Below are 19,944 nucleotides of genomic sequence, written 5' to 3'. Positions count from 1 at the left end.
AAGAGGATGGCACATGCCATCCTCTTTTATTTTGCATCAAATGATTTTAAGTTGTCATGGCGGATTTTATCTTTTTCTGCATCTGATTTTTTGAAATCATAATCATATAAAGCGCCTTCCCAATCGCCATACATTGGATTTGGGAAAATAATAAATTTCTCCCCAAATTGTGCTTTTGAATCTGAGACTGCTTGGTTTCGGTCCTTTACAGACTTTCCATCAAAACCAGTGAAGTCAGATAAGTTATCACCGAAGAATAAAACGATATCATGTGTTTGAGAAACGAGTTCACGACGTTTTTCTTTTCCTTTTTCTTTCGGGTCTTGTAGTAATATATGTTCTTTCGTTGCTTGAGGCGCGCCTACACGCTCAAGGTTTTTAATTGTTGCATCTAGTTGGTTTGTTTTACGATTTGAGATGTAGTAAATATCTACACCTTTAGACTCTGTATATTTTAAGAAATCAATTGCACCTGGAAGGGCCTCAGCTTCAGCCTTATTAATCCAATCATCCCATTTATACGGATAGCCTTTTCCTGTTTTTACGCTCATTGCTTGATGAGGACTGTTATCTAAAACAGTTTCATCTAAATCAAGTACGATAGCGGGTTTTTTCTCGGTTCCTTTTGCAAGAGCTGCATCAAGCTTCAATTGACCGATATTGTATCCTTGGTAGTACAATGCTTTCGTTTCACCGGCTGTTTGATACCATAAATCAGCCATTAATTGCTGGTCTGTTAATTTTACTTTCTCTTCTTTCGCCACTGTTTTCTCTTGCGTTCCTGAACATGCTACAAGCGATGTAGATAGAACCGCTACAGATAATAAAGTGGTAATGCCCCTCTTCATATGTATCCTCCTTGATGTTAAAAAATCATCTTATATTATATATTAAAATATAAATTTTTTTTATGAACATTTGCATATTGTCTTTTGTATATGTAGTAGTATGTCCTATATTAGAAAGATGAGAAAAAATGATGGGAATTATTTTGACAAGTTTAATTGTCGAAATGACAATAATAATTGACAAATCATATGACAATATTTACAATTTTAACTAAATAGAACAAATGATGGATTAAGGCGGTGTTACATATTAAGAGGATAAAGTGTAGTGCTATATTTTATCTTGTATAAACATAGTCTTTGAAAGAGAGTATGAATGATAGTAAAGGGGAGGCTTTATACTTTGAGTTTACAAATTCAAAACTTAACGAAACAATTTGGGGAATCAAAAGCAGTTAACGGCTTGCAAATTTCATTACCAAAAGGTGAAGTGTTAGGATTGCTTGGACGAAACGGTGCAGGAAAAACAACGACAATCAAAATGCTTCTCGGATTATTAACGCCTAATGAAGGGTCTATTACATGGGATGGAAAATCATTTGGGACTAGTGGAGTAACGATAGGGTACTTACCAGAAGAAAGAGGCTTATATACAAAAAGTAGAGTAGTAGACCAGTTGCGATATTTTGGCAGATTAGAAGGCATGACGAAAAAAGAAGTAGATCTTGCTATTGATCACTGGTTAGATCGATTAGCAATACCGGAATATAAATTTAAAACGGCAGGAGAGCTTTCAAAAGGGAACCAGCAAAAAATCCAATTAATTGCTGCTCTTCTTCATAACCCTGAACTTCTCATTTTAGATGAGCCATTTAGCGGACTGGATCCAGTGAATGCGGGGATGTTAGCTAGCATTATTGAAGAACAAGTACAGAACGGAAAGACAATTATTTTATCTAGTCATCGTATGGAACAAGTGGAGGCTTTTTGCCAACATGTATGTATTTTGAAAAAAGGTGAAGCAGTCGTAAAAGGTCAATTAAGTGATATTAAAAAAGAATATGGTTTCCGTAATTTAACGATTGAAGATACAGAAGAGAATGAGAAGGGATTAAAAGCTATTCATGTATCGTATGAAAAACAACAAGGCCTTCTTTATGTGAAAGTACAAGACGATGCGGAAGCTCTAAACATTTTACAACAATTACAAGAACAAGGTATTACCTTACGACAATTTAAAATGTTAGAGCCGACGTTAAACGAAATCTTTGTAGAGAGGGCGAAATAACGATGCGTAAATTTTCTCACGTATTTTCATTTTATTTTAGGGAAGCATTTTTATCTAAAAAATCATTAATTACGAGTGCGATTTTGTTTTTAGTTGTGTTTGGGCTTTTCGCATTTAATCATTTCACAGCTGATAACGATAAAGGAAAAGATAAATTTGCTGTAGTAACAGAAAGCGATACGTATAAAGTGCAAGAAAGTGATATAACAAAGTTACTTCCGTCTGCTAAAGTAACGGTAGAAAATAAGGATAAGTTTAATAAACTACGTAAGCAAGTAGAAGATGGGGATTTAGACGGTTTATTCCGTATTACAGAAAAGAATGGTATCCCAGAAGTGACGTATATGTATAGTGGTTTTCCGAGTCAATCAACGGCTACACTTATGGCAAGTTATTTGAAGGAACAGTATACAGCGGTAATGATTGAAAAAAATAACGTATCTGCCGAAGTAGCAAAACAGTTACAGATGGAAATTCCGTTAAAGCAAGAGGCGGTAAAAGATCATGCATCTTCCTTTGGAATTGGCTATATTTTCTCGTTTGCTTTATATATGTTTATTATTGTGTTTGGAACTGCAATTGGGACGACGATAGCATCCGAAAAATCATCCCGTGTTATGGAGTTAATGCTTCCGAAAGTAAAACCATTAACAATGCTACATGCTAAAATTTTAGCAATTGTTTCTAGTGCTTTACTATTACTTATTACTGCTTCTCTCGGTTTTCTTGTACCGTATTTATTAGGTTGGGTAGACCTAGAAAATGCATCTTTAGTAGGACTTGTACTAGACTTTTCCAAGTTGGATGCTGTAGTAATTAGTATGTTCGTTGTATATTTTGTTACAGGCTACTTACTATATGCAATGTTATATGCAGCGGTTGGTGCTGTTGTATCAAAAATTGAGGATGTGCAATCTCTTTCGTTCCCAATTACAATGTTAGGTATAGCAGCATTTTTCATTAGTATTAAATCACTATTTGATCCTAATAGTACATTAGCTGTAGTTAGTTCGTATATTCCATTCTTTACACCTATGGTTACATTTTCAAGGCTTGTAGCGGGTGAAGCAGGAACTGTAGAGATTATTGTGACTTTAGTCATTTTATTGGTGACTATTGTTATCATCAATATGCTTACAAGCCGCATTTACGTAAATGGTGTAATGAATTACTCAGACAAAGTAAAATTTAAAGATTTAGCGAAATTTATAAAGCGTCAATAATGAGAGAAAAGCATGATTTCCTGTTGAAATCATGCTTTTTCTTTATGTATAAATTAAAAATAGTATATAATAATAAGAGTCGTCTTTTAATAGAATGAATAAAAAGGAGGGTGTGCAGATGGGAATTAGTAGTCGTTTTACAGTAGGTGTTCATATGTTGACATTACTTGCGATAGATCGAAACTCTCGCTGTACCTCTGAATGGATTGCCGGTAGTGTGAATACAAATCCAGTTGTGATTCGTCGCATTACAGGAATGTTGAAGAGAGCAGGACTTGTTGATGTACAAGCTGGTAAAGGTGGTACGACACTTGCTCGTGATTTAGAAGAAATTACATTACTTGATGTATATAAAGCAGTGGAAGTTGTAGAAGAAGGACAGCTATTTTCCTTCCATGAAAATCCCAACATTGAATGTCCAGTAGGAGCTAATATTCAATCAGTATTAGAAATTATTTTAATGCAAGCGCAAGAAGCGATGGAAAATGTACTTGCAAATGTAACAGTAGATCAATTAGTTACAAATTTAAAGTCTAAAATGAAAGAGTAAAAAAGCGAGCATCCTCATAATGAGGGCTCGCCTTTTTTTATTTAGAAATATTGAAAATTTTATTTTTCAGTATTTAAAATGAATTTACCTACGATAGCTGCTACGATACCACCAACAATTGGTGCGATGATGAATACCCATAGTTGAGAAAGTGCTTCTCCGCCAGCGAATAAAGCTGGTGCGATACTACGAGCTGGGTTAACAGAAGTTCCAGTTAACGGAATACCTAATAAGTGAACTAAAACTAATGTGAAACCAATTACTAATCCTGCTAGAGAAGAACTTCCTTTTTTACCTGTTACAGCAACGATTACTAAAATGAATACGAAAGTTAAAATAAATTCAACTAGAAATGCTCCAGATAAACCAAGAGTTCCAAAACCGTTTTGACCTAAATTATCTAAAGGTGTTTTAGCAGATTTTAAAATTGTTACTAACGTTGCAGTTCCTAATAAACCACCTAAAATTTGAGCTAATACATAATAACAAAGTTCCATAGCGTTCATTCTTTTATTGATGAACATAGCTACTGATACTGCTGGGTTAATGTGACATCCAGAAATTGTTCCGATGCTATATGCCATAGCCACAATAGATAGACCGAAAGCCATAGCGATTCCTAATGTTCCAATTCCTTCAATTCCGCCGCCAATGACAGCTACTCCAGTTCCGAATAATACTAGTACAAATGTACCAATAAATTCAGCGATTGCTTTTTTTAACATAATTTACCTCCTATTGTTGCGCATGAACCGTATTATAACATAGGTTTTAGTATAAACCGTTAATGAAATACTATTCTGATAAGGCGCAATAGGGGGACAATAAAAAAAGAGTATAGTTCTTTGTCACAGAACCATACTCTTTTTTTATGCTGTTTTTTTCTGTTTAACGACTGGAACAGAGCGGTTTAAAATGCTATTTGCAACCATTCCTAACATAATAATAATCATTCCAAGTAGGGAAAGCCCGCCAGGAAATGAACCATTTAAGAAAACAATTTCGCCAAGCACGGTAAAGACCATCGTTCCAGCTTGCGTTGCTTCAACAGCTCCAAGTAGAGCGAGATTATCTTTGGCTAAGTCAGTAGCAAAGAAAAATGTCATTGTCGCTATAACGCCAGAACATAATGCTAACAAAAATCCTTGCAGCATTTGGCTTGATGTTGGAATACCCGTAGTAGAAAATCCGTATATACCAAGTAAAATTGTTATAGGAAGACTGCCTATTGCCATTCCTAATACACGTTGGAATGTATCAAGACGCCCGCCAACAAGTTCCATCATTTTTCGGTTACCGAATGGATATAAGAAAGCAGCTAACACGACAGGTAAAAATCCTGAAATGAACTGAGTCATTGTAATGTGACCTGCTGCAGTTGCTTGCATACAAATTACACCAAGTAAAATAAATAATGCGACATATAAACTACGAAGTGGAATTTTTCCGCGTACAAGTTTCATACCTGATTTTGTTTCTATTTTAACGAAAAATAATGGCGAGAGTAGTAAGCCTGCTAATATAGTAACTTGCCAAGTTCCAGCAACGAGCCAAGCGGGAGAAAAGACAGCTGCAAAACTTAATAAAGAATAGAAACCAATACCAGCAACAGACCCCCACCCGATCCAAGCCAATGGATGTTTCTTTAATTCTTCCCATAACCCCCTTAAGTTTTTGCGAAATAAAACGATAAGGAATAAAATAGGGAGAGCAAATAAAAAACGGAAGGAAGCTGTCCAAGCCCAGCTCGTTCCAGATACATTCATCGCTCGATTAATAATAAAGGTTGCGGAAAAAAAGGCTGATGATAAAAGGCCTAATAAAATTGCGCGCATGAAGTATAGCACTCCTTTCGAAATTCAAAGAATATGTATAGTATAATATACTTTATTTGTATAAAAGTAAACTATTTTATATTTTAAGGTGGTTTTATAGATGAAAGAACATGAAGATATGCAAACGAAAGAAGTCATTCAGCAAGTAGGTCAGTTATTAAGACAAATTCGAAATGAGCAAAAATTAAGTTTAGAAGAATTAGCTCAAAAAACAGGAGTTAGTAAATTAACGTTAGGAAAGATTGAAAGAGGCGAAACGAATCCGACGTTAGCCGTCATTTGGAAAATAACGAAAGGATTATCAATTCCTTTATCGAGATTGATGGTTGTTGGAGAACCTGTAGCTGTTGCGCGCTGCGGAGAAGGATTTGCAGTAGATGTAGGACAAGCATGGCATTTAGAAACAATGTTCCGTTATACGAAAGAAACGGGGATGGAAATGCACCGTGCTTGTTTACGATCGAATAGTATATATGAACCAGAAGCGCATCATGAAGGTGCTATTGAGCTTGTAACGGTAATGAAAGGGAAAGTATTGATTCAAGTAGAAAGCGATGTATACGAATTAAATGAGTTCGACTCGATTCAATTTGAAGCGAATAAGAAACATAGTTATAAGAATGAAGAAGATGAAGTGGCGGTATTACATTTAACGATGAAATATTCTTCATGAAAAAATCCCCTATAGAAAAATCTATAGGGGATTTTGTATACACTATGCTTAAATATACGAAAGAATGTTATTAGTAAGAGCGTGGCATAAGTAATAAACAAATAAAATAAACTAAAAACCCCGTCCCAAAACATAAAACAGCAATGACCCAAAGTATGCGAATGAGAGTAGAGCTAATATCAAAATATTCTCCTAAACCACCGCATATACCAAATAGCATTTTATCAGTTTCGGATTTACATAACCTTTTTGACATCTTCCAATCCACTCCTTTTTATGACAAGCTATATACTTCTATTCTATATGGAAATTTATGAGAAGACTATGAGGTTGTATTACATTTTTTTTAGGAAACAGTCGTATTAATTGTCTTAATTTTCAGTTGATATTAAAATTATATCATGAGGTGAGTTTCAATAAAGGGTGGGAGGGATAGAGATGACAGTATATTGGCTGACTAATGTAATGCTTGAATCAGGGTATACATATGAAGAGGGTAGAATTTCTCAAACAGAAACAGAGTTATGTAGTTTACTCATTGAAGATGGAAGAATTAAAAAAATGATAACAGGGGCTATTCAAGAGGAAGGGGTATCAATTTTTGATGCCAATCGTTTATTAATTTTGCCTGCTTTCGAAGAGATGCATATTCATATTGATAAAACATATTATAGTGGTCCTTGGAAAGCTTGTATGCCAGCAGAAAGTATTTTTACACGTTTTCATGAAGAAGAGGAAATTTTACCGAAGCAATTAGCAACTGCTCAAGATAGGGCGGAAAATATGCTAGCGTTATTGCTTCAAAATGGTGCAACGAATATAAGAACGCATTGTAATGTTGATCCAATTATTGGACTTGGTAATTTGGAGGCGACGTTAGCGGCGTTGGAAACATATAAAAAACAGGTTTCTGGTAGAATTGTTGCTTTTCCGCAACATGGATTATTGCGCAGTAATTCTGTGCAACTTGTGAAAGATGCGATGCGTATGGGTGCGCATCTAGTCGGTGGAGTGGATCCAGCTACAGTGGATAATGATATTGAAAAATCATTACATACCATTATGGATATCGCAGTAGAATTTAATGCGGACGTTGATATTCATCTGCATGATGCGAATAATCTTGGGACGTTTACGATGAAGAGATTGGCAAGTTTAACAGAAGAAGCGGGATGGCAAGGTCGCGTAACGATTAGTCATGCGCTTGGACTTGGTGGTGTTACAGATAAAGAAGCTGAAGAAGTGGCGGAAAGACTAGCAGCTTTACACATTGATATTACTTCAACAGTACCAATTGGGAAACAAGTAATCCCAATTCCATTATTAGATAAAAAAGGTGTGAAAGTTTCGTTAGGAAATGATAGTATTACAGATCATTGGTCCCCGTTTGGAACAGGTGATATGTTGCAAAAGGCAAATCGATTAGCGGAACGTTTTGGATGGAGTGATGAAAGATCGTTAGGAAAAGCACTTCGCTTTATTACGGGAGGAAAAGAAACGTTAAACAGTGAAGGGAAGCGAGTTTGGCCGAATGTAGGAGATGAAGCGAGTTTTGTTTTGACGAATGCAACATGCGTCGCTGAAGCAGTAGCGCGTCAAACAGAGAAGCATTTAGTCGTGCATAAAGGAAATATTGTTGTTGGAAGTTTAAGTGAGGTTAAATTAAATAATCTTGTGTAAAAGAATCGTTTAAATGTTTTGAGGAGGGTTCTAATTGTGAGTATAGAACTCTTCTTTTTTATGTTTGAAATATATTTCTTATAGGTTACTAGGAAGGATGAAAAATTTGGACAATCAACATAATCAAAATCATATTATGGGAACTTTGCAATGGTTTATATTTTTATTAGCGAATTCAATCGCATTACCAATTGTCGTTGGCGGATTATTTCATCTTACGACGGAAGAAATATTTTATTTAATGCAGCGTACATTTTTTGTAGTTGGTATATCATCTTTTTTACAAGGGTGGGTTGGGCATAGACTGCCAATTGCGGATGGGCCAGCTGGATCTTGGGTTGGAGTATTTACCGTACTTGCTTACGCAACGGCCGGACAAGATCAATTACATAGTACATTGCAAATTTTAGAATTAGGAATGATAATTTCTGGTGTTATTTTAATAGGGTTAGGGGTAACTGGTTTTATCGGACGTATTTTATTTTTGTTTACGCCGCTTGTGACAGGGACGTTTTTACTTTTATTATGCTTACAATTAAGCGGTGTATTTTTAAAAGGAATGCTAGGAATTACTGCTACTGTTTCTCAAATCGATGGATTTACAGCGGTAATTGCGTTTAGCATATTTCTTTTCGTTATTATACTATCTAACTTCGGAAAAGGTTTTGTCAAAAGTTATGCAGTTTTAATCGGATTAATTAGTGGGTGGATTCTCTTTCTCATTGCAGGAAAAGTGATGATTCCAGCTCAAGTAACGCATTTTGTGCAACTTCCGCAAATATTTGCTTGGGGACTTCCAAAATGGAATACAGGTATGGCTGTATCAAGTTTCGTTATGGTATGTATTTTAGTTTCAAATACAGTGGCGGCGATTATAGCAATTAATCAAGCTACCATTCAAAAAGGGACCATTGAACAGAAACAGTTGAAGGATGGTACGTGGGTTGGAGGGATTTCACATATCATTTCTTCTGCATTTTCAACTGTAGGTGTCGTGCCGTTACCAGCAACGGCAGGATTTATACGTTTAACGAAACAAAAATATATACGATCGTTCTTACTAGCATGTATGTTACTAGTCGTAATGTCGATGTTCCCAAGTATTATTCGTTATTTAGCATCTTTACCATCGGCCGTCGCATCTGCGGTTTTAATGGCTTCATTCGTACAGCTAATTGGAATTGGATTCAATAATATAAAACAAGTGGAGCTTAATGAAAGGAATGTAACAATTTTAGGCGTTGCAGTATTATTTGGCAGCGGTGTTATGTTTCTACCGTCTGGAGCGCTCCAATCATTGCCATCTGTTATGCAATATATATTCGGAAATGGTTTATTTGTAGGTACTGTTGTAAGTATATTGCTAGAACAAATATGGCGTACTGAAAAGTGAGTAGATGCAAGGAGTGTCTGCACTGTATAAAAGTCTAAAATAACATGTGAAATAAAGCCCATTTTCATTCACCACCCGCACATTTCGTTCATACAATATCTTGACTAAATAAACACCCAACTTACACATACACAGCTCTGGCTTAAGCAAGGAGGGTTATACCAGTTGAAGGAAAAAGCGTATCAATCTAAACCTTTACTCACAAAGAGAGAGAGAGAAGTATTTGAATTACTGGTTCAAGATAAAACAACGAAGGAAATTGCAGGTGAACTTTTTATAAGTGAAAAGACAATTCGTAACCACATCTCAAACGTGATGTGTAGTGATTGCAAATAGATGAAATCTATTTTATAAAACAGAAGATGGAATTATTACTTAAGCAATCAGAGAAGCTTTTTTTTACAAGAAAAACTCCTTTTTTTAATGGTGTAAGTATTTTTATAATTGTTATTTTTATGTGGTATGATTATGGTAATACTAGAAATCATTTCAGGGGGAAGGTAGTTTGGTAAGCAAGCAAAAAAAGTATATTTTATTTATTGATGAAACGGGAATTGCTCAAAGTAGCACTCAGCCATTTACTTTAACAGGTGTGATTTTTGAAAACAAGTATGCTGTTGATCAAAATGGTAGAACAAGTGAATTACGTAATCGGCTTAATCGAGTAAAAATGCAATGTTTTGGAACACAAGATGTAATGTTACATTTAGATGAAATTTCTAGGGGGCGAGGTGATTTTGCGAAGTTTAAAAAAGAACAGCGTGCGGATTTTTATAACAATATGCCTAATTTCTTAGGTAACCTAGATTTTAAAATCATATCGGTAACAATTGATAAAGTGAAACTAAAACAATATTTTCTAGCACACAAGGATCCATACGTTGTTGCATTTATACATATCCTTGAAACGTTTTATTCATTTTTGAGTCAAACAGATGTAGAAAATGCACGGATTGTATTAGAATCTAGAGATGATTATGAGAATCTTTTGATTCAAAAAGCTTTCTTTGAAGTATTCAACAATGGAACAATGCATTTAGATTTTCAGAAGTATAGAGAAAAAATAAAAGGGTTTATACTTGCAAAAAAAGGCGATCCTTTATACCAATCAGGTTTAGAAATTGCTGATCTGGTTTGTAATCCAATCGGTCGGGTTCGAAAAGGAATTGTAGAAGCAAAGCCTAAATGTATAAAAAATTATGGAACAGAAAATAAAATTTTTAAAGCGATAAAGACAAAAATTTATAGCCCAAGCCCGGATCAAGATTTTAGAAACTGGGGATTTAAGAAGATTCCAATTACTAAAAAGAAAAGGGATTGGATTGATGATCCAAGACAGGATGATGAAGCAACAGGGGCTTGATGGACTTTTTAAAAGAAGGAATATTTTACATAAGTAAGTATATACTAGATATACAGGTCCTGTAAAAGGAGTAGGGGGATCGGAAAACTGATCGCCCGATGATCTCCTGTTAATTTTTTCTTGACTTGAAATAAAAAAGATGGTAAATTCTACTTAGCCAAAAAAAACAGGGAGTCGGTTGATCTGACTGCTTGGAACTTACATATCAATTTGGGGGTCGGTTGATCTGACCGCCATAAAAAAGCCTTCGTGTCTACGAAGGTTTTTTGCGTTTATTGACTTTTTTATTTTATAATTTCTCTAGTAACTCAATATTTTCATATGAATTCCCAACAACAAAGCAAGTATTAACCAGCTCTTTTATATTTCGATGGAGTTCTCCTTTTCGGATTAAAGAAAATTGTGCATTACCCGTATCCCACTTCACTCCATAGATCTTATTATTGATTTCAACGATATCTGATTCATAAATTTCTCTTTCTTTTTGATCAAAAAGTCCTGTAGATTGCATTATGGTGGATGGATGGTCATCAAAAGAAAAATATTTTTTATCTAAGGGATTGTCACTATAAACCATAAGATAGTTTTCTTGAGAGTTATTATGCCAAGAAATATATTTTCTGAATTTAAAAATCATATTTATCACCCTCTCGCTATTCTTTTGTAATTTACATCTTTGATTTGTCAATCCTCTAAAAAAATAGACCATACAAATGACGGTCTATTTTCGTAAATATCCATATTCGGTTCAAGAGCGATTTTTTATAAGGATCTTACTTATATAATCATCGGAACAAATTATTCTTCTTTAAGGATTAACTTATTTTTAACTTGTTCTTCTGTTAAATAGAACTCGGATATAACCTCGTCTGGAGCCATACCATTTTTATTCTTGATGTGTTCATTTAATCTTTGTATTGCTAACCATAGTGGCATTTTTACAAATTCATAGGTGAATCCTCCGAATCTTTCGGTAATGGGTTTTTGGGTGATAGGATGTATCGTATCTGTTTCAAATCCGTATACAAATCGATCTGCAATTTTATTATTTAGGGTGTTTCTAACAAATACGATTTCATCGGCTGGTAAGTAGCCTATATTTCGCTTGTTTTCGATTCTAAAAGATAAGTTACCCCCAGTGTCTAATTGAGATTCATCAAATTTATCAAGGAAACAAAAACAACCGACTATTTTATTATTTTTATTGTATTTTGCTTGTTCAGAAGAGATTGTAATACTTTGATTTAAATCAGTTATTGTCACGTTTAAAAAGTCCAAAGTTGTATTTTGGTGATAGGGTTTAATATCAAATCCATGGTTAGACATGCGAATAACTTTAATTTTTTTCTCTGTAGACAAAAGGTTCACCTGTTTCTTTTTGATAGTTTACGTGGGATAAAAAACAACTTCAATTGATGAAATTAGATTTGAACAAGACATTCATATAAAGGAACAATTGTGTATGAAGATCTCCTTTATTATTTACACAGGTATTGAATTTGTTTCGAAGAACATTTTTTTTACGCCTCTTGTAATAAAGGTTCTGTCAAATAGATGATTTACTTCTCGTATCATATCAGCAATATCTTCTTTTTTTGTAGAATCTAATGGAATCGGTCGAGTGAGAACAGGATTTAAACGGATTAAGTTTTCACCAATGAGGTATTTTGCCGTATGTTCAGCCCCTTTTGATTGTGCTTGAAACGTGAGCTCAACCAAATTTTTCTTCCATGACAATAGCCCACCAGCTTCCGCGATTTTATTTGGAGCATTATATAAACAATCGCCTGTTCCTAAAGATAATACTTTGATTTGATCTAACGAATATCCTAATTTCTTAGCTTCAGCAATACCGACTAATACGGGATTATTAGCCCAGAGTCCCCCATCTATTTTACATTCGCCTTCTCCAATATTGGCAGCAGGGAAATAGGATGGAGCAGCAGAAGTTGCTAGTCCAACCTCCCACATATAACGTTCGCCATCTCTGATATAATCTGAGTGGTGAGGAGTTTTAAATACTTTTGGTTCTGCTTTGTGATGTTCAATTGATGGGATGCAGAGCATTGTATTAGCATCTAAAATCTTCTTATCAGCAAACTTTTCTATTAATAGTTTTTTTAATGGGTGGTTTGAATATGAAGCATTTATCAAATATCCCTTTGCTTTTTTTGTACCGAAAATTTGATTTCCTTCCTGGATATAAAGATTTGCAATTTGTTCAGCGCTCATTCCAGATGCTAAACCGAGACAAATGATACCTCCAGTCGAAGTACCTGTTAATAAATCGAAGTGTTGATGAATAGGCTCTCCTATTATATGTTCAATTTTTTTGAGGTATTGAGAAGGAATAACGCCTTTCATTCCACCGCCATCAATTGATAAAATTTTAAAAGTATTCGGCTCTTTGGTTTGCCAAGAACCTTTTTTGTAATGATCCCAATTTAACATGTATTACGTCCTTTCTTAACAGGGGATGGGGCTATGAGGGGCTTCTTTTCCCCACCAAATACCCTCTTCTAACCAAATATTATAGAAAAAAAGCCACTCACAGGTCCAAGGGATAAGAGTATCTGCAATTAATAAATTAGGACGATAACTCTTATCGTTTGGGTGATATAGGCATAAAGATTGATCCGAATAACGATGAGGAGCACTTTTTAAGATTTGTGGCTCCATAATGAAAACTTTTGGTTTATACGGAGTATAGCTAATTTTAACCGTATATTTTACTGCGTGGGGAGATGATTCTAATTCTCCTAACCAAAAAATATCTTGATGGTTTTTTTTATAAAGTTTAAGTGAAGGGAACTTTTTTTGAATCGCTAAATTTTGTAATCCAAGATTGATTGTTTTTATACGCTTCATTTATTCACCATAAAAACGATGTTCACGAATTTTTGTACCTTGTTCTTGATTTAATAAACCAGTAGGTGCTACTTTTATTAAACCATTATTAATTCTATTTGCCATATCTTTTGCTTCCCCTAATTCAGAAGGGAAATAGGATTTTCCAAAAATGTCTTGCCACTTTTCTATACTGTCTTCTTTATTCTTTTCATCCATAGCGTCTTGACAGTTTTCTTTAAGCTTTTGCACTTTTTTCAAGAAACGCTCTGCTTTTGTTTGATCCCAATTTCTAGCCAAATTCTCATCTTCGAGAGAAGGATTTTTAACAAATACGTCACCATCATCTTCTTCTATAAGTTCGTTCAAATCATCGATTAAAACGTCTAGTGTTTCTACTAGAGTTTCAGCAATAGAATTTTTTTTCACAAAGGCGTTACCGATTAAAGTTGTCATTAAAATGGATTTAGGTGCTGTATCTTTTCCGACGTTATCATCGCGCCAATGTTTCATGATTTTTACTACTTTTTCAAAATAGCTATCGGTTTTGCTATTAATAGCATTGCACCAATTAGTAAATCCTTTAGGGTTTGTTTTGCACCATTCGTTTTCTTTTTTAGAAGGAATTTTTATGACGCCTTCACATGGCAATGCAGGAACGATATCTACATGGAAGTCTCCAGCATAATCAATTCGTACACATCGGTCTTTTGTTTTAACACTTTTTTCAAATTCTTTATGGCTTTTAATTCGTGAGGCAATCCATTTAAGGATATCTTGAGGTTCATTTTCTTCATCCAGTTCAAGGAGTAATATAGCATCAACGTCGAATTCATCATCGTTTTTTGGCTTAATCCCAGTATTTGTACTATAGGATCCTTGTGAATAAAAATCGAGAAATAGATCTTCTATCTCTTCGTCTTCTTTGAAGTTTTTTCCCCAATGAGATAAAGCACTTTCTACGCGATTAATACGGGTGGGATTTAAGGAAATGTTTGCAACAAATTTTTTAAAATAATCGTTTAACTTCATAAAATTCCTCCAAATAATAGTATGTAATAGAAATAGCAGAGTGACAGTGACAGTAGTATATTTATGTAAAAAATAAAGAAATTTTTGGTAGAATTGCTAACGGAGTTATTATACTATAAATTTAATATAAATATCAATACTTAGTACGAATATTTGTTCTTCGATACGATATGTGGTGTTTTCCGGGAGGTTTAACTATATGTTGTAGTATGTAAAGAGACCTGGTGAACCATTACCATATTAATCTCTAAAATAAATGGAATAGTCCGTCCAGAGTCAATCCTTACATATAGTGGTGATAGGGTGTTGCTTTATAAAAATAAAAACATCCTCACTTAAACTAGGCAATGAAATGTCCTTTACGTTGAAAATTGAAAAAGCGTTTTTAAATAAAAGGGGATCAGAAAGATTAACGTATGAAAAGTTAGAGAAAATAAAATGGTTGTTAAACTCCACTAGATTTGATGAGCTTTACGATATAGAGCTACAGTGGGAGCATATGCTGGAAATGATGAACTATAAGAAGGTGTTAATGAATCAGTTTCAGTCGAAAATTGAAATGCAATTATCCCAGTGGGGAAGTATACCACAGATGATGATTTTCCAAGGCTACAAAATTAGATAAACAGTGTATTTTCAAAGGGAGCGGAATCTTCTCCTTTTGAATTGTTATATTTTGTAGAATGATTCAATTGTAAAAATTGAATTTTATTTTCCTTTATGGTAATAATAGGTAAAAAGGAGCGTTAAGTAAGTGTTTTTGCAGGATTGTTTATTCTTCAAGTAACAAGGTTAACAATTAATAACATAGGTGAATTTTTTGGAGTACATATATCGAAGGATAAATTAAATAGGGAGGTAATGTTATGGGTTTTTTTAAAGATAAAGAAGAGATGTTTAATCATCGGGCTGATCGTTTTAGTCGAGAAGCTGATCAATACGTACGAGAAGGAAAAACAGAAAAAGCAGAATGGGCTAAAGAACAAGAATTTGAAAATCGTGAAAAAGCTGATAAATATAAGGGGCAAGATGGTTGGTAAGTGGAATGCTTATTTAATAAAAAACGAGAAACATGTATGTTACAATAAGTTATTTAACTAAAAAAAAGAAAATGAAACTCAGGGTTAATTCCTAGTTTCATTTTCTTTTTTTCTTCTTTTTCCAAATTCAAGAGCATCTTTATATAGTTTGGATGCACGTGAAAAACGATTGGGGTCATTTAATTCTTTTATAAGTTCTTTCGTTGTTTCACCATTCGCTTTCAAGCGTCTGCGTACCACTATCATCCCTCCAATTATCTAACGATTGTTAAATATATGAGTATGTCTGATAGTATTAGAACTTTTAAAAGATTCCTTTTTCAACCGTAAGTTTATTAGGGAACGGAAGTCTCATATGTGTTAGTCCATCATAGGTTTCTAAATTTGTTTTTACAAACCCTTGTTTTTCATACCAAGAAATTGCTTTTGGCTTTGATTTGACAAGAAGGTGACTGAACCTAAGCTAAACGCTTTTAGTAGTTTAGGAGTAAGATGGATGAGCTATATGCAACGTAAAAACTAACATTTGATATAATATAAAATGTAGTCAGGGTGAATTAACTACGTATTTAAATCGTTTATTAAAATATCGATAACATAATTGTCTAGGGGGAATTACAATGCAAGAAGATACTAAAAGTGTTTTTATTAGTTATAGCTGGGATAGTCCAGAGCATCAACAGTGGGTTATGGATTTAGTTGGTTTATTAAGAGACAACGGGGTAGATGCGAGTTTTGATATGTTAGAAACTCAATCTCAAACAGTAAATTTAAATGCAATGATGGTTTCAAATGTACGTGATAATGACTATACGGTCATTGTGTTAACTGAAAACTATAAAAAGAAAGCGGAAGCATTACAAGGTGGAGTTGGGTTTGAAACGCTATTAACAATGCCATTATTGATGAAAAATCCGAATAAATTAATATTAATTGTAAGACATGCTGGCAATTTTGAATCAGTGGTTCCATTCCATTTGGATGGATGGTATGCCATTAACTTTTCGGATGATGCTAATTTTGAGAGGGCATTTAAAGAATTACATTATCGTATCGAGGGAGTACCGTTATATGAGAAAAAACCTTTGGGGAAAAAACCAAAATTAACCCCTCTTAAGGGTATAGTTGAAAAGCCAAGCATTGATTTTTCAGATTTTGATATACCGAGTCTAAAACGCATTACTGATTTAGAAAAGGAAAAATTTATTAATGAAAGTTTTCAAGAAATGAATACGATCTTTAAAGAGCTGTTTTCACAAATGAAACAAAGTAACTTAAATTTTGATTTTACCGTGGAAAATGGAGAAGCGAAGTGTATTTATAAATTGTATGTAGATGGAAATGTGAAGAGTGGATTAAAGATTTGGTTATCAAATGATTTTGCTACTACAAGCATAAAAATGGCTTATGGACGTCTGTCTGTGTCTCCTTTGGATAACAGCTATAATGAAAGCATTGTATGCGAAGTAAATGAAAAGAATGAATTAGCTTTAAAAATGCAAATGAATATGTTTGGGGGAAAAGATACAAATGAACCACTAAGTATTGTAAAAACAGTTTGGAAAAACCATATAACTCCTTATATTAGTTAACGTAATAGTAATTTACAAGTTACATGGTGTAAATATTAAACTTTTAATTTATACAATTTCTTATTTTCATATAAAATTTTCAGAAAGGAATGTAGAAAATAGGGTAGTCCGTAAAATATTATCGCATATAGTGGTGATGAGGTGATGCTCCATGACAACAAAACCATCTCCACTTAAACTAGGCAATGAAATGTACGGTACGTTGAAAATTGAAAAAGCGTTTCTTGAAGCATTAGAAATGTATTTTATAAAACAGCAAGACCAAAAAAACTCCTAGTTAATTAGGAGTTTTTTATTTCGTTGAAAAAGATAAAGTAGTAGATATGATCATTCAGTTTTATAAATCCATACGTAATTTTCACCTATATAAGTATCCCAGTATTTCCATTGCCAAGGTGGAGGGGGTGTATCTTGATAATATAATTGATAAAAGACATTTAACCATTTTAGAGAATAATGATTAATTTTTAGCGAGTGATACAAAGCGCTTGGAATAGGAAAAGCCAATTGATATCCACCGCTACCTTTTCTTGAATAATGGTATATATGGAAAGGTTCATTCAAGGGTAAGCTTTTTAAATCAGCTGTGTAAAAAAGAATGCCGTAGTTTTTAGCCCCTTCAAAAAATTTAAGAAGGGATTCAACATCTGAATATTGTGTGTTTCGTATGCCGGTGTTTAATGTGAGAAGTTTCATTAAAGAGCCTCCTAAAGTAATAAGGATTTTTCCTATCTATCATACTTTCCAGATTTAATAAAAATATTCATTTATATAAAAAAATTTTATTAAAATGAATTTTTTGTTTGTGTTATACAGACATGAGACAAAATTATCTCTTCATACATTAAAGAAATAACTTACATAGAAAGAAGGAAGAGAGCATGAGAGGGAGGTTACAACAGCTTCAAAAAATATATTATTTTTTAATAAAAATATATAAAAACTAGTAATGTACAGATTAGTTGCATATCCTAATAACATTTGGCATAATATAGAAAAAAGGGTGTACGGTTAGGAAAGGAGGAAAACAAGATGAAAACGACGATTCCTGCTTGTTTGGTTGATTTATCAGCACAAGATCAATTCATTATTGATACAGAAAGTTATAAATATTCATTTATGATTCGTTATGCATATAAAAGATTACAAGAAGGAATGGCAGTCGGTTCTCTTGAAAAAATTCTTTCTGCAAAAACAAATACTAATATTCGTGTAGCAAAAGATGCCGTAGCGGAAGCCGTTCAATTAATCAAATCTAGAAAAGCATTAATGATAGAGTATTTCGAATTATGGAAATCCCGTTTTGAGAAAACAAGCACAAAACTAGAAAAACTACTTTGTATTCCAGATATAAATCCAAATTCAAAACGGATATTAGGATTACAAAACAAATTAGAAAAACAAATTTTGAAAATGGATCATTATGAACAACATGTGAAACATGATACGTATGATGAAGTCATATTTGGCGGGCGTGAAAACTTTGAAAAACGTACTAAAGGTTTAATTACAAAAGAACAATGGCAAGAGTTACGAAATGGACGTTTTTCTTCACGTGGTGATAAAAGCAAAAAAGGGAATCCTAATCTTCGTGTCATCGAAGAGAATGGTTCTTTTTTCTTAGAGATGACAACAAGTAATCCATTCCAAAAAGGAAAGAAAACGTTATATCAAAAAGTACGCTTTTCTTTATATATTGCATCAAAAAAATCGAAAAAAACAGGTCAATATAACGGACGAAATTACCCTGCATTGATGCGTCAAGCGTTAGCTTCTGGTGATGCATATGCGGTTGAAATTTTAAAGCGAAACGGAAAATATCGGGTTCATATTTCGATTACAGAACAACCTGCGCCACTTGTTACTTTTCCTGTGAATGGATATCGTGGTTTAGATACAAATCCAGACGGGTTGGCTATTTGTCATGTTAAGAAGGACGGAAATCCCAAATCATTTGAATGGTTAGGAGAAGGTGGATTACAAGACTATCCATCTGACAAACGAGAAAATTTAATTTATGAACTTTGCCATAAGTTAGTGAGAAAATGTGTGGAAGACGGTACAGGTCTTATTGTCGAAGATTTGAAATTCATTCAAGATAAAAGTATTAGTGCGAAGTTTAGACGTATGAGTCATTCTTTCTGTTATCGAAAAATCTTATCTACGTTAGAACGTTTGTGTGAACGATACGGTGTGGAGTTTATCAAAGTAAAACCTGCGTTCACATCGATTTCCGGAAGACTAAAATATCAACAAAAATATCGAATATCTGTTCATGAATCAGCAGCACTTACCATTGGTCGTCGTGGCATGGGAATGAAAGAAAGAATTCCAAAAAAATTACAAGATATATTAACGAAACAGCAAACAAAATCATGGAAAAAACAAAACGAATGGGCACGTTGGAGTACAGTTCGAAAACGGATTACAAATATACTCAAAAAACGAAAAGCGAAATTCCATCAATGGTTTCATCATAAACAACACGTGTATCAAACGATAAAAAAATAAAAAACCTCTTGTGCTGGAACGTAGTGAAGAAGGTGCAAGATATCTTTTACAGGGTCGGGTAACACCCGAGGTCGAGGAATCCTTCTTAGTAAGTAGAAGAAGCAACATCCCTTGTCGGTGGAGCGAGAG

At 33.9% G+C, this 19,944-nt stretch carries 24 protein-coding genes; 13 read left to right on the top strand and 11 right to left on the bottom strand.

Annotation, left to right across the window (positions count from 1 at the left end):
* Positions 1 to 26 precede the first annotated feature (26 nt).
* Positions 27 to 854, bottom strand: a complete 828-nt coding sequence (locus PDQ68_RS04620; protein WP_061183297.1) for a 5'-nucleotidase, lipoprotein e(P4) family — start codon at positions 852 to 854, stop codon at positions 27 to 29.
* Positions 855 to 1,191: 337 nt separating this feature from the next.
* Between PDQ68_RS04620 and PDQ68_RS04615 the strand changes: the two genes are divergently transcribed.
* The 3 genes from PDQ68_RS04615 to PDQ68_RS04605 all read left to right on the top strand — a co-directional run bounded on the left by PDQ68_RS04615 (position 1,192) and on the right by PDQ68_RS04605 (position 3,849).
* Positions 1,192 to 2,076: an ABC transporter ATP-binding protein gene (locus PDQ68_RS04615; RefSeq protein WP_000058127.1), complete on the top strand. Its 885-nt coding sequence runs from the start codon at positions 1,192 to 1,194 to the stop codon at positions 2,074 to 2,076.
* A gap of 2 nt (positions 2,077 to 2,078) precedes the next feature.
* The gene (locus PDQ68_RS04610) at positions 2,079 to 3,299 is read left to right on the top strand and encodes an ABC transporter permease (RefSeq protein ID WP_061183296.1); all 1,221 of its coding nucleotides are present in this window, start codon (positions 2,079 to 2,081) and stop codon (positions 3,297 to 3,299) included.
* A gap of 118 nt (positions 3,300 to 3,417) precedes the next feature.
* Positions 3,418 to 3,849 (top strand): Rrf2 family transcriptional regulator, encoded by a 432-nt coding sequence (locus tag PDQ68_RS04605; RefSeq protein ID WP_000512998.1) that lies wholly within the window; start codon positions 3,418 to 3,420, stop codon positions 3,847 to 3,849.
* A gap of 59 nt (positions 3,850 to 3,908) precedes the next feature.
* Here the strand turns inward: PDQ68_RS04605 and PDQ68_RS04600 are convergent, their stop codons facing one another.
* Both PDQ68_RS04600 and PDQ68_RS04595 read right to left on the bottom strand, forming a co-directional pair.
* Positions 3,909 to 4,574, bottom strand: coding sequence for an MIP/aquaporin family protein (locus PDQ68_RS04600; RefSeq protein WP_000913199.1), 666 nt, complete (start codon positions 4,572 to 4,574; stop codon positions 3,909 to 3,911).
* A gap of 144 nt (positions 4,575 to 4,718) precedes the next feature.
* Positions 4,719 to 5,684 (bottom strand): DMT family transporter, encoded by a 966-nt coding sequence (locus PDQ68_RS04595; protein ID WP_061183295.1) that lies wholly within the window; start codon positions 5,682 to 5,684, stop codon positions 4,719 to 4,721.
* 100 nt (positions 5,685 to 5,784) lie between these two features.
* Between PDQ68_RS04595 and PDQ68_RS04590 the strand changes: the two genes are divergently transcribed.
* Positions 5,785 to 6,357, top strand: coding sequence for a helix-turn-helix domain-containing protein (locus PDQ68_RS04590; RefSeq protein WP_000658050.1), 573 nt, complete (start codon positions 5,785 to 5,787; stop codon positions 6,355 to 6,357).
* A gap of 70 nt (positions 6,358 to 6,427) precedes the next feature.
* On the opposite strand, the gene PDQ68_RS04585 is transcribed toward PDQ68_RS04590, so the two are convergent.
* The gene (locus PDQ68_RS04585; RefSeq protein ID WP_000044337.1) at positions 6,428 to 6,613 is read right to left on the bottom strand and encodes a PspC domain-containing protein; all 186 of its coding nucleotides are present in this window, start codon (positions 6,611 to 6,613) and stop codon (positions 6,428 to 6,430) included.
* A 182-nt stretch (positions 6,614 to 6,795) separates the two neighbouring features.
* On the opposite strand from PDQ68_RS04585, the gene PDQ68_RS04580 reads away from it, so the two are divergent.
* The 4 genes from PDQ68_RS04580 to PDQ68_RS04565 all read left to right on the top strand — a co-directional run bounded on the left by PDQ68_RS04580 (position 6,796) and on the right by PDQ68_RS04565 (position 10,793).
* Positions 6,796 to 8,037 (top strand): amidohydrolase family protein, encoded by a 1,242-nt coding sequence (locus tag PDQ68_RS04580; protein WP_061183294.1) that lies wholly within the window; start codon positions 6,796 to 6,798, stop codon positions 8,035 to 8,037.
* 97 nt (positions 8,038 to 8,134) lie between these two features.
* The gene (locus PDQ68_RS04575; protein ID WP_061183293.1) at positions 8,135 to 9,430 is read left to right on the top strand and encodes a purine/pyrimidine permease; all 1,296 of its coding nucleotides are present in this window, start codon (positions 8,135 to 8,137) and stop codon (positions 9,428 to 9,430) included.
* Positions 9,431 to 9,595: 165 nt separating this feature from the next.
* Positions 9,596 to 9,766 carry a helix-turn-helix domain-containing protein gene (locus tag PDQ68_RS04570; protein ID WP_270786588.1) on the top strand — a complete coding sequence of 57 codons (171 nt, stop codon included), beginning with the start codon at positions 9,596 to 9,598 and terminating at the stop codon, positions 9,764 to 9,766.
* 169 nt (positions 9,767 to 9,935) lie between these two features.
* Complete coding sequence (locus tag PDQ68_RS04565; RefSeq protein ID WP_088106392.1) at positions 9,936 to 10,793, top strand: DUF3800 domain-containing protein; 858 nt, start codon at positions 9,936 to 9,938, stop codon at positions 10,791 to 10,793.
* A 289-nt stretch (positions 10,794 to 11,082) separates the two neighbouring features.
* On the opposite strand, the gene PDQ68_RS04560 is transcribed toward PDQ68_RS04565, so the two are convergent.
* The 5 genes from PDQ68_RS04560 to PDQ68_RS04540 all read right to left on the bottom strand — a co-directional run bounded on the left by PDQ68_RS04560 (position 11,083) and on the right by PDQ68_RS04540 (position 14,672).
* Complete coding sequence (locus tag PDQ68_RS04560; protein WP_000576359.1) at positions 11,083 to 11,430, bottom strand: YopX family protein; 348 nt, start codon at positions 11,428 to 11,430, stop codon at positions 11,083 to 11,085.
* Positions 11,431 to 11,591: 161 nt separating this feature from the next.
* Entirely contained in the window at positions 11,592 to 12,152 is a 561-nt protein-coding gene (locus tag PDQ68_RS04555; protein WP_076868878.1) for a hypothetical protein, read from the bottom strand.
* A gap of 123 nt (positions 12,153 to 12,275) precedes the next feature.
* Positions 12,276 to 13,244 carry a CBASS cGAMP-activated phospholipase gene (locus tag PDQ68_RS04550; RefSeq protein WP_088106393.1) on the bottom strand — a complete coding sequence of 323 codons (969 nt, stop codon included), beginning with the start codon at positions 13,242 to 13,244 and terminating at the stop codon, positions 12,276 to 12,278.
* Between the two features lie 15 nt (positions 13,245 to 13,259).
* Positions 13,260 to 13,661 carry a type II CBASS E2 protein gene (locus tag PDQ68_RS04545; protein ID WP_088106394.1) on the bottom strand — a complete coding sequence of 134 codons (402 nt, stop codon included), beginning with the start codon at positions 13,659 to 13,661 and terminating at the stop codon, positions 13,260 to 13,262.
* On the bottom strand, positions 13,662 to 14,672 hold the full coding sequence (locus PDQ68_RS04540; protein ID WP_176359595.1) for an SMODS domain-containing nucleotidyltransferase: 1,011 nt from the start codon (positions 14,670 to 14,672) through the stop codon (positions 13,662 to 13,664).
* Positions 14,673 to 15,024: 352 nt separating this feature from the next.
* On the opposite strand from PDQ68_RS04540, the gene PDQ68_RS04535 reads away from it, so the two are divergent.
* The gene (locus tag PDQ68_RS04535) at positions 15,025 to 15,297 is read left to right on the top strand and encodes a hypothetical protein (RefSeq protein WP_076868875.1); all 273 of its coding nucleotides are present in this window, start codon (positions 15,025 to 15,027) and stop codon (positions 15,295 to 15,297) included.
* A 241-nt stretch (positions 15,298 to 15,538) separates the two neighbouring features.
* A complete protein-coding gene (locus tag PDQ68_RS04530; protein WP_154644223.1) occupies positions 15,539 to 15,712 on the top strand; it encodes a hypothetical protein in 174 nt (57 codons plus the stop codon).
* Positions 15,713 to 15,796: 84 nt separating this feature from the next.
* Here the strand turns inward: PDQ68_RS04530 and PDQ68_RS04525 are convergent, their stop codons facing one another.
* Complete coding sequence (locus tag PDQ68_RS04525; RefSeq protein ID WP_175879550.1) at positions 15,797 to 15,952, bottom strand: hypothetical protein; 156 nt, start codon at positions 15,950 to 15,952, stop codon at positions 15,797 to 15,799.
* A gap of 380 nt (positions 15,953 to 16,332) precedes the next feature.
* Between PDQ68_RS04525 and PDQ68_RS04520 the strand changes: the two genes are divergently transcribed.
* Positions 16,333 to 17,304 carry a toll/interleukin-1 receptor domain-containing protein gene (locus PDQ68_RS04520; RefSeq protein WP_076868874.1) on the top strand — a complete coding sequence of 324 codons (972 nt, stop codon included), beginning with the start codon at positions 16,333 to 16,335 and terminating at the stop codon, positions 17,302 to 17,304.
* A 151-nt stretch (positions 17,305 to 17,455) separates the two neighbouring features.
* Positions 17,456 to 17,581, top strand: a complete 126-nt coding sequence (locus PDQ68_RS04515) for a hypothetical protein (RefSeq protein WP_258959470.1) — start codon at positions 17,456 to 17,458, stop codon at positions 17,579 to 17,581.
* A 50-nt stretch (positions 17,582 to 17,631) separates the two neighbouring features.
* On the opposite strand, the gene PDQ68_RS04510 is transcribed toward PDQ68_RS04515, so the two are convergent.
* Entirely contained in the window at positions 17,632 to 18,000 is a 369-nt protein-coding gene (locus tag PDQ68_RS04510; RefSeq protein ID WP_076868873.1) for a hypothetical protein, read from the bottom strand.
* A 336-nt stretch (positions 18,001 to 18,336) separates the two neighbouring features.
* On the opposite strand from PDQ68_RS04510, the gene PDQ68_RS04505 reads away from it, so the two are divergent.
* The gene (locus PDQ68_RS04505) at positions 18,337 to 19,815 is read left to right on the top strand and encodes an IS200/IS605 family accessory protein TnpB-related protein (protein ID WP_076868872.1); all 1,479 of its coding nucleotides are present in this window, start codon (positions 18,337 to 18,339) and stop codon (positions 19,813 to 19,815) included.
* Positions 19,816 to 19,944 lie beyond the last annotated feature (129 nt).

The sequence above is a fragment of the Bacillus cereus group sp. Bc010 genome (assembly GCF_027716745.1).
In the GTDB taxonomy this organism is placed as follows: Bacteria; Bacillota; Bacilli; order Bacillales; family Bacillaceae_G; genus Bacillus_A; species Bacillus_A pacificus.
This window is presented reverse-complemented; position numbering and strand designations above follow the sequence as displayed.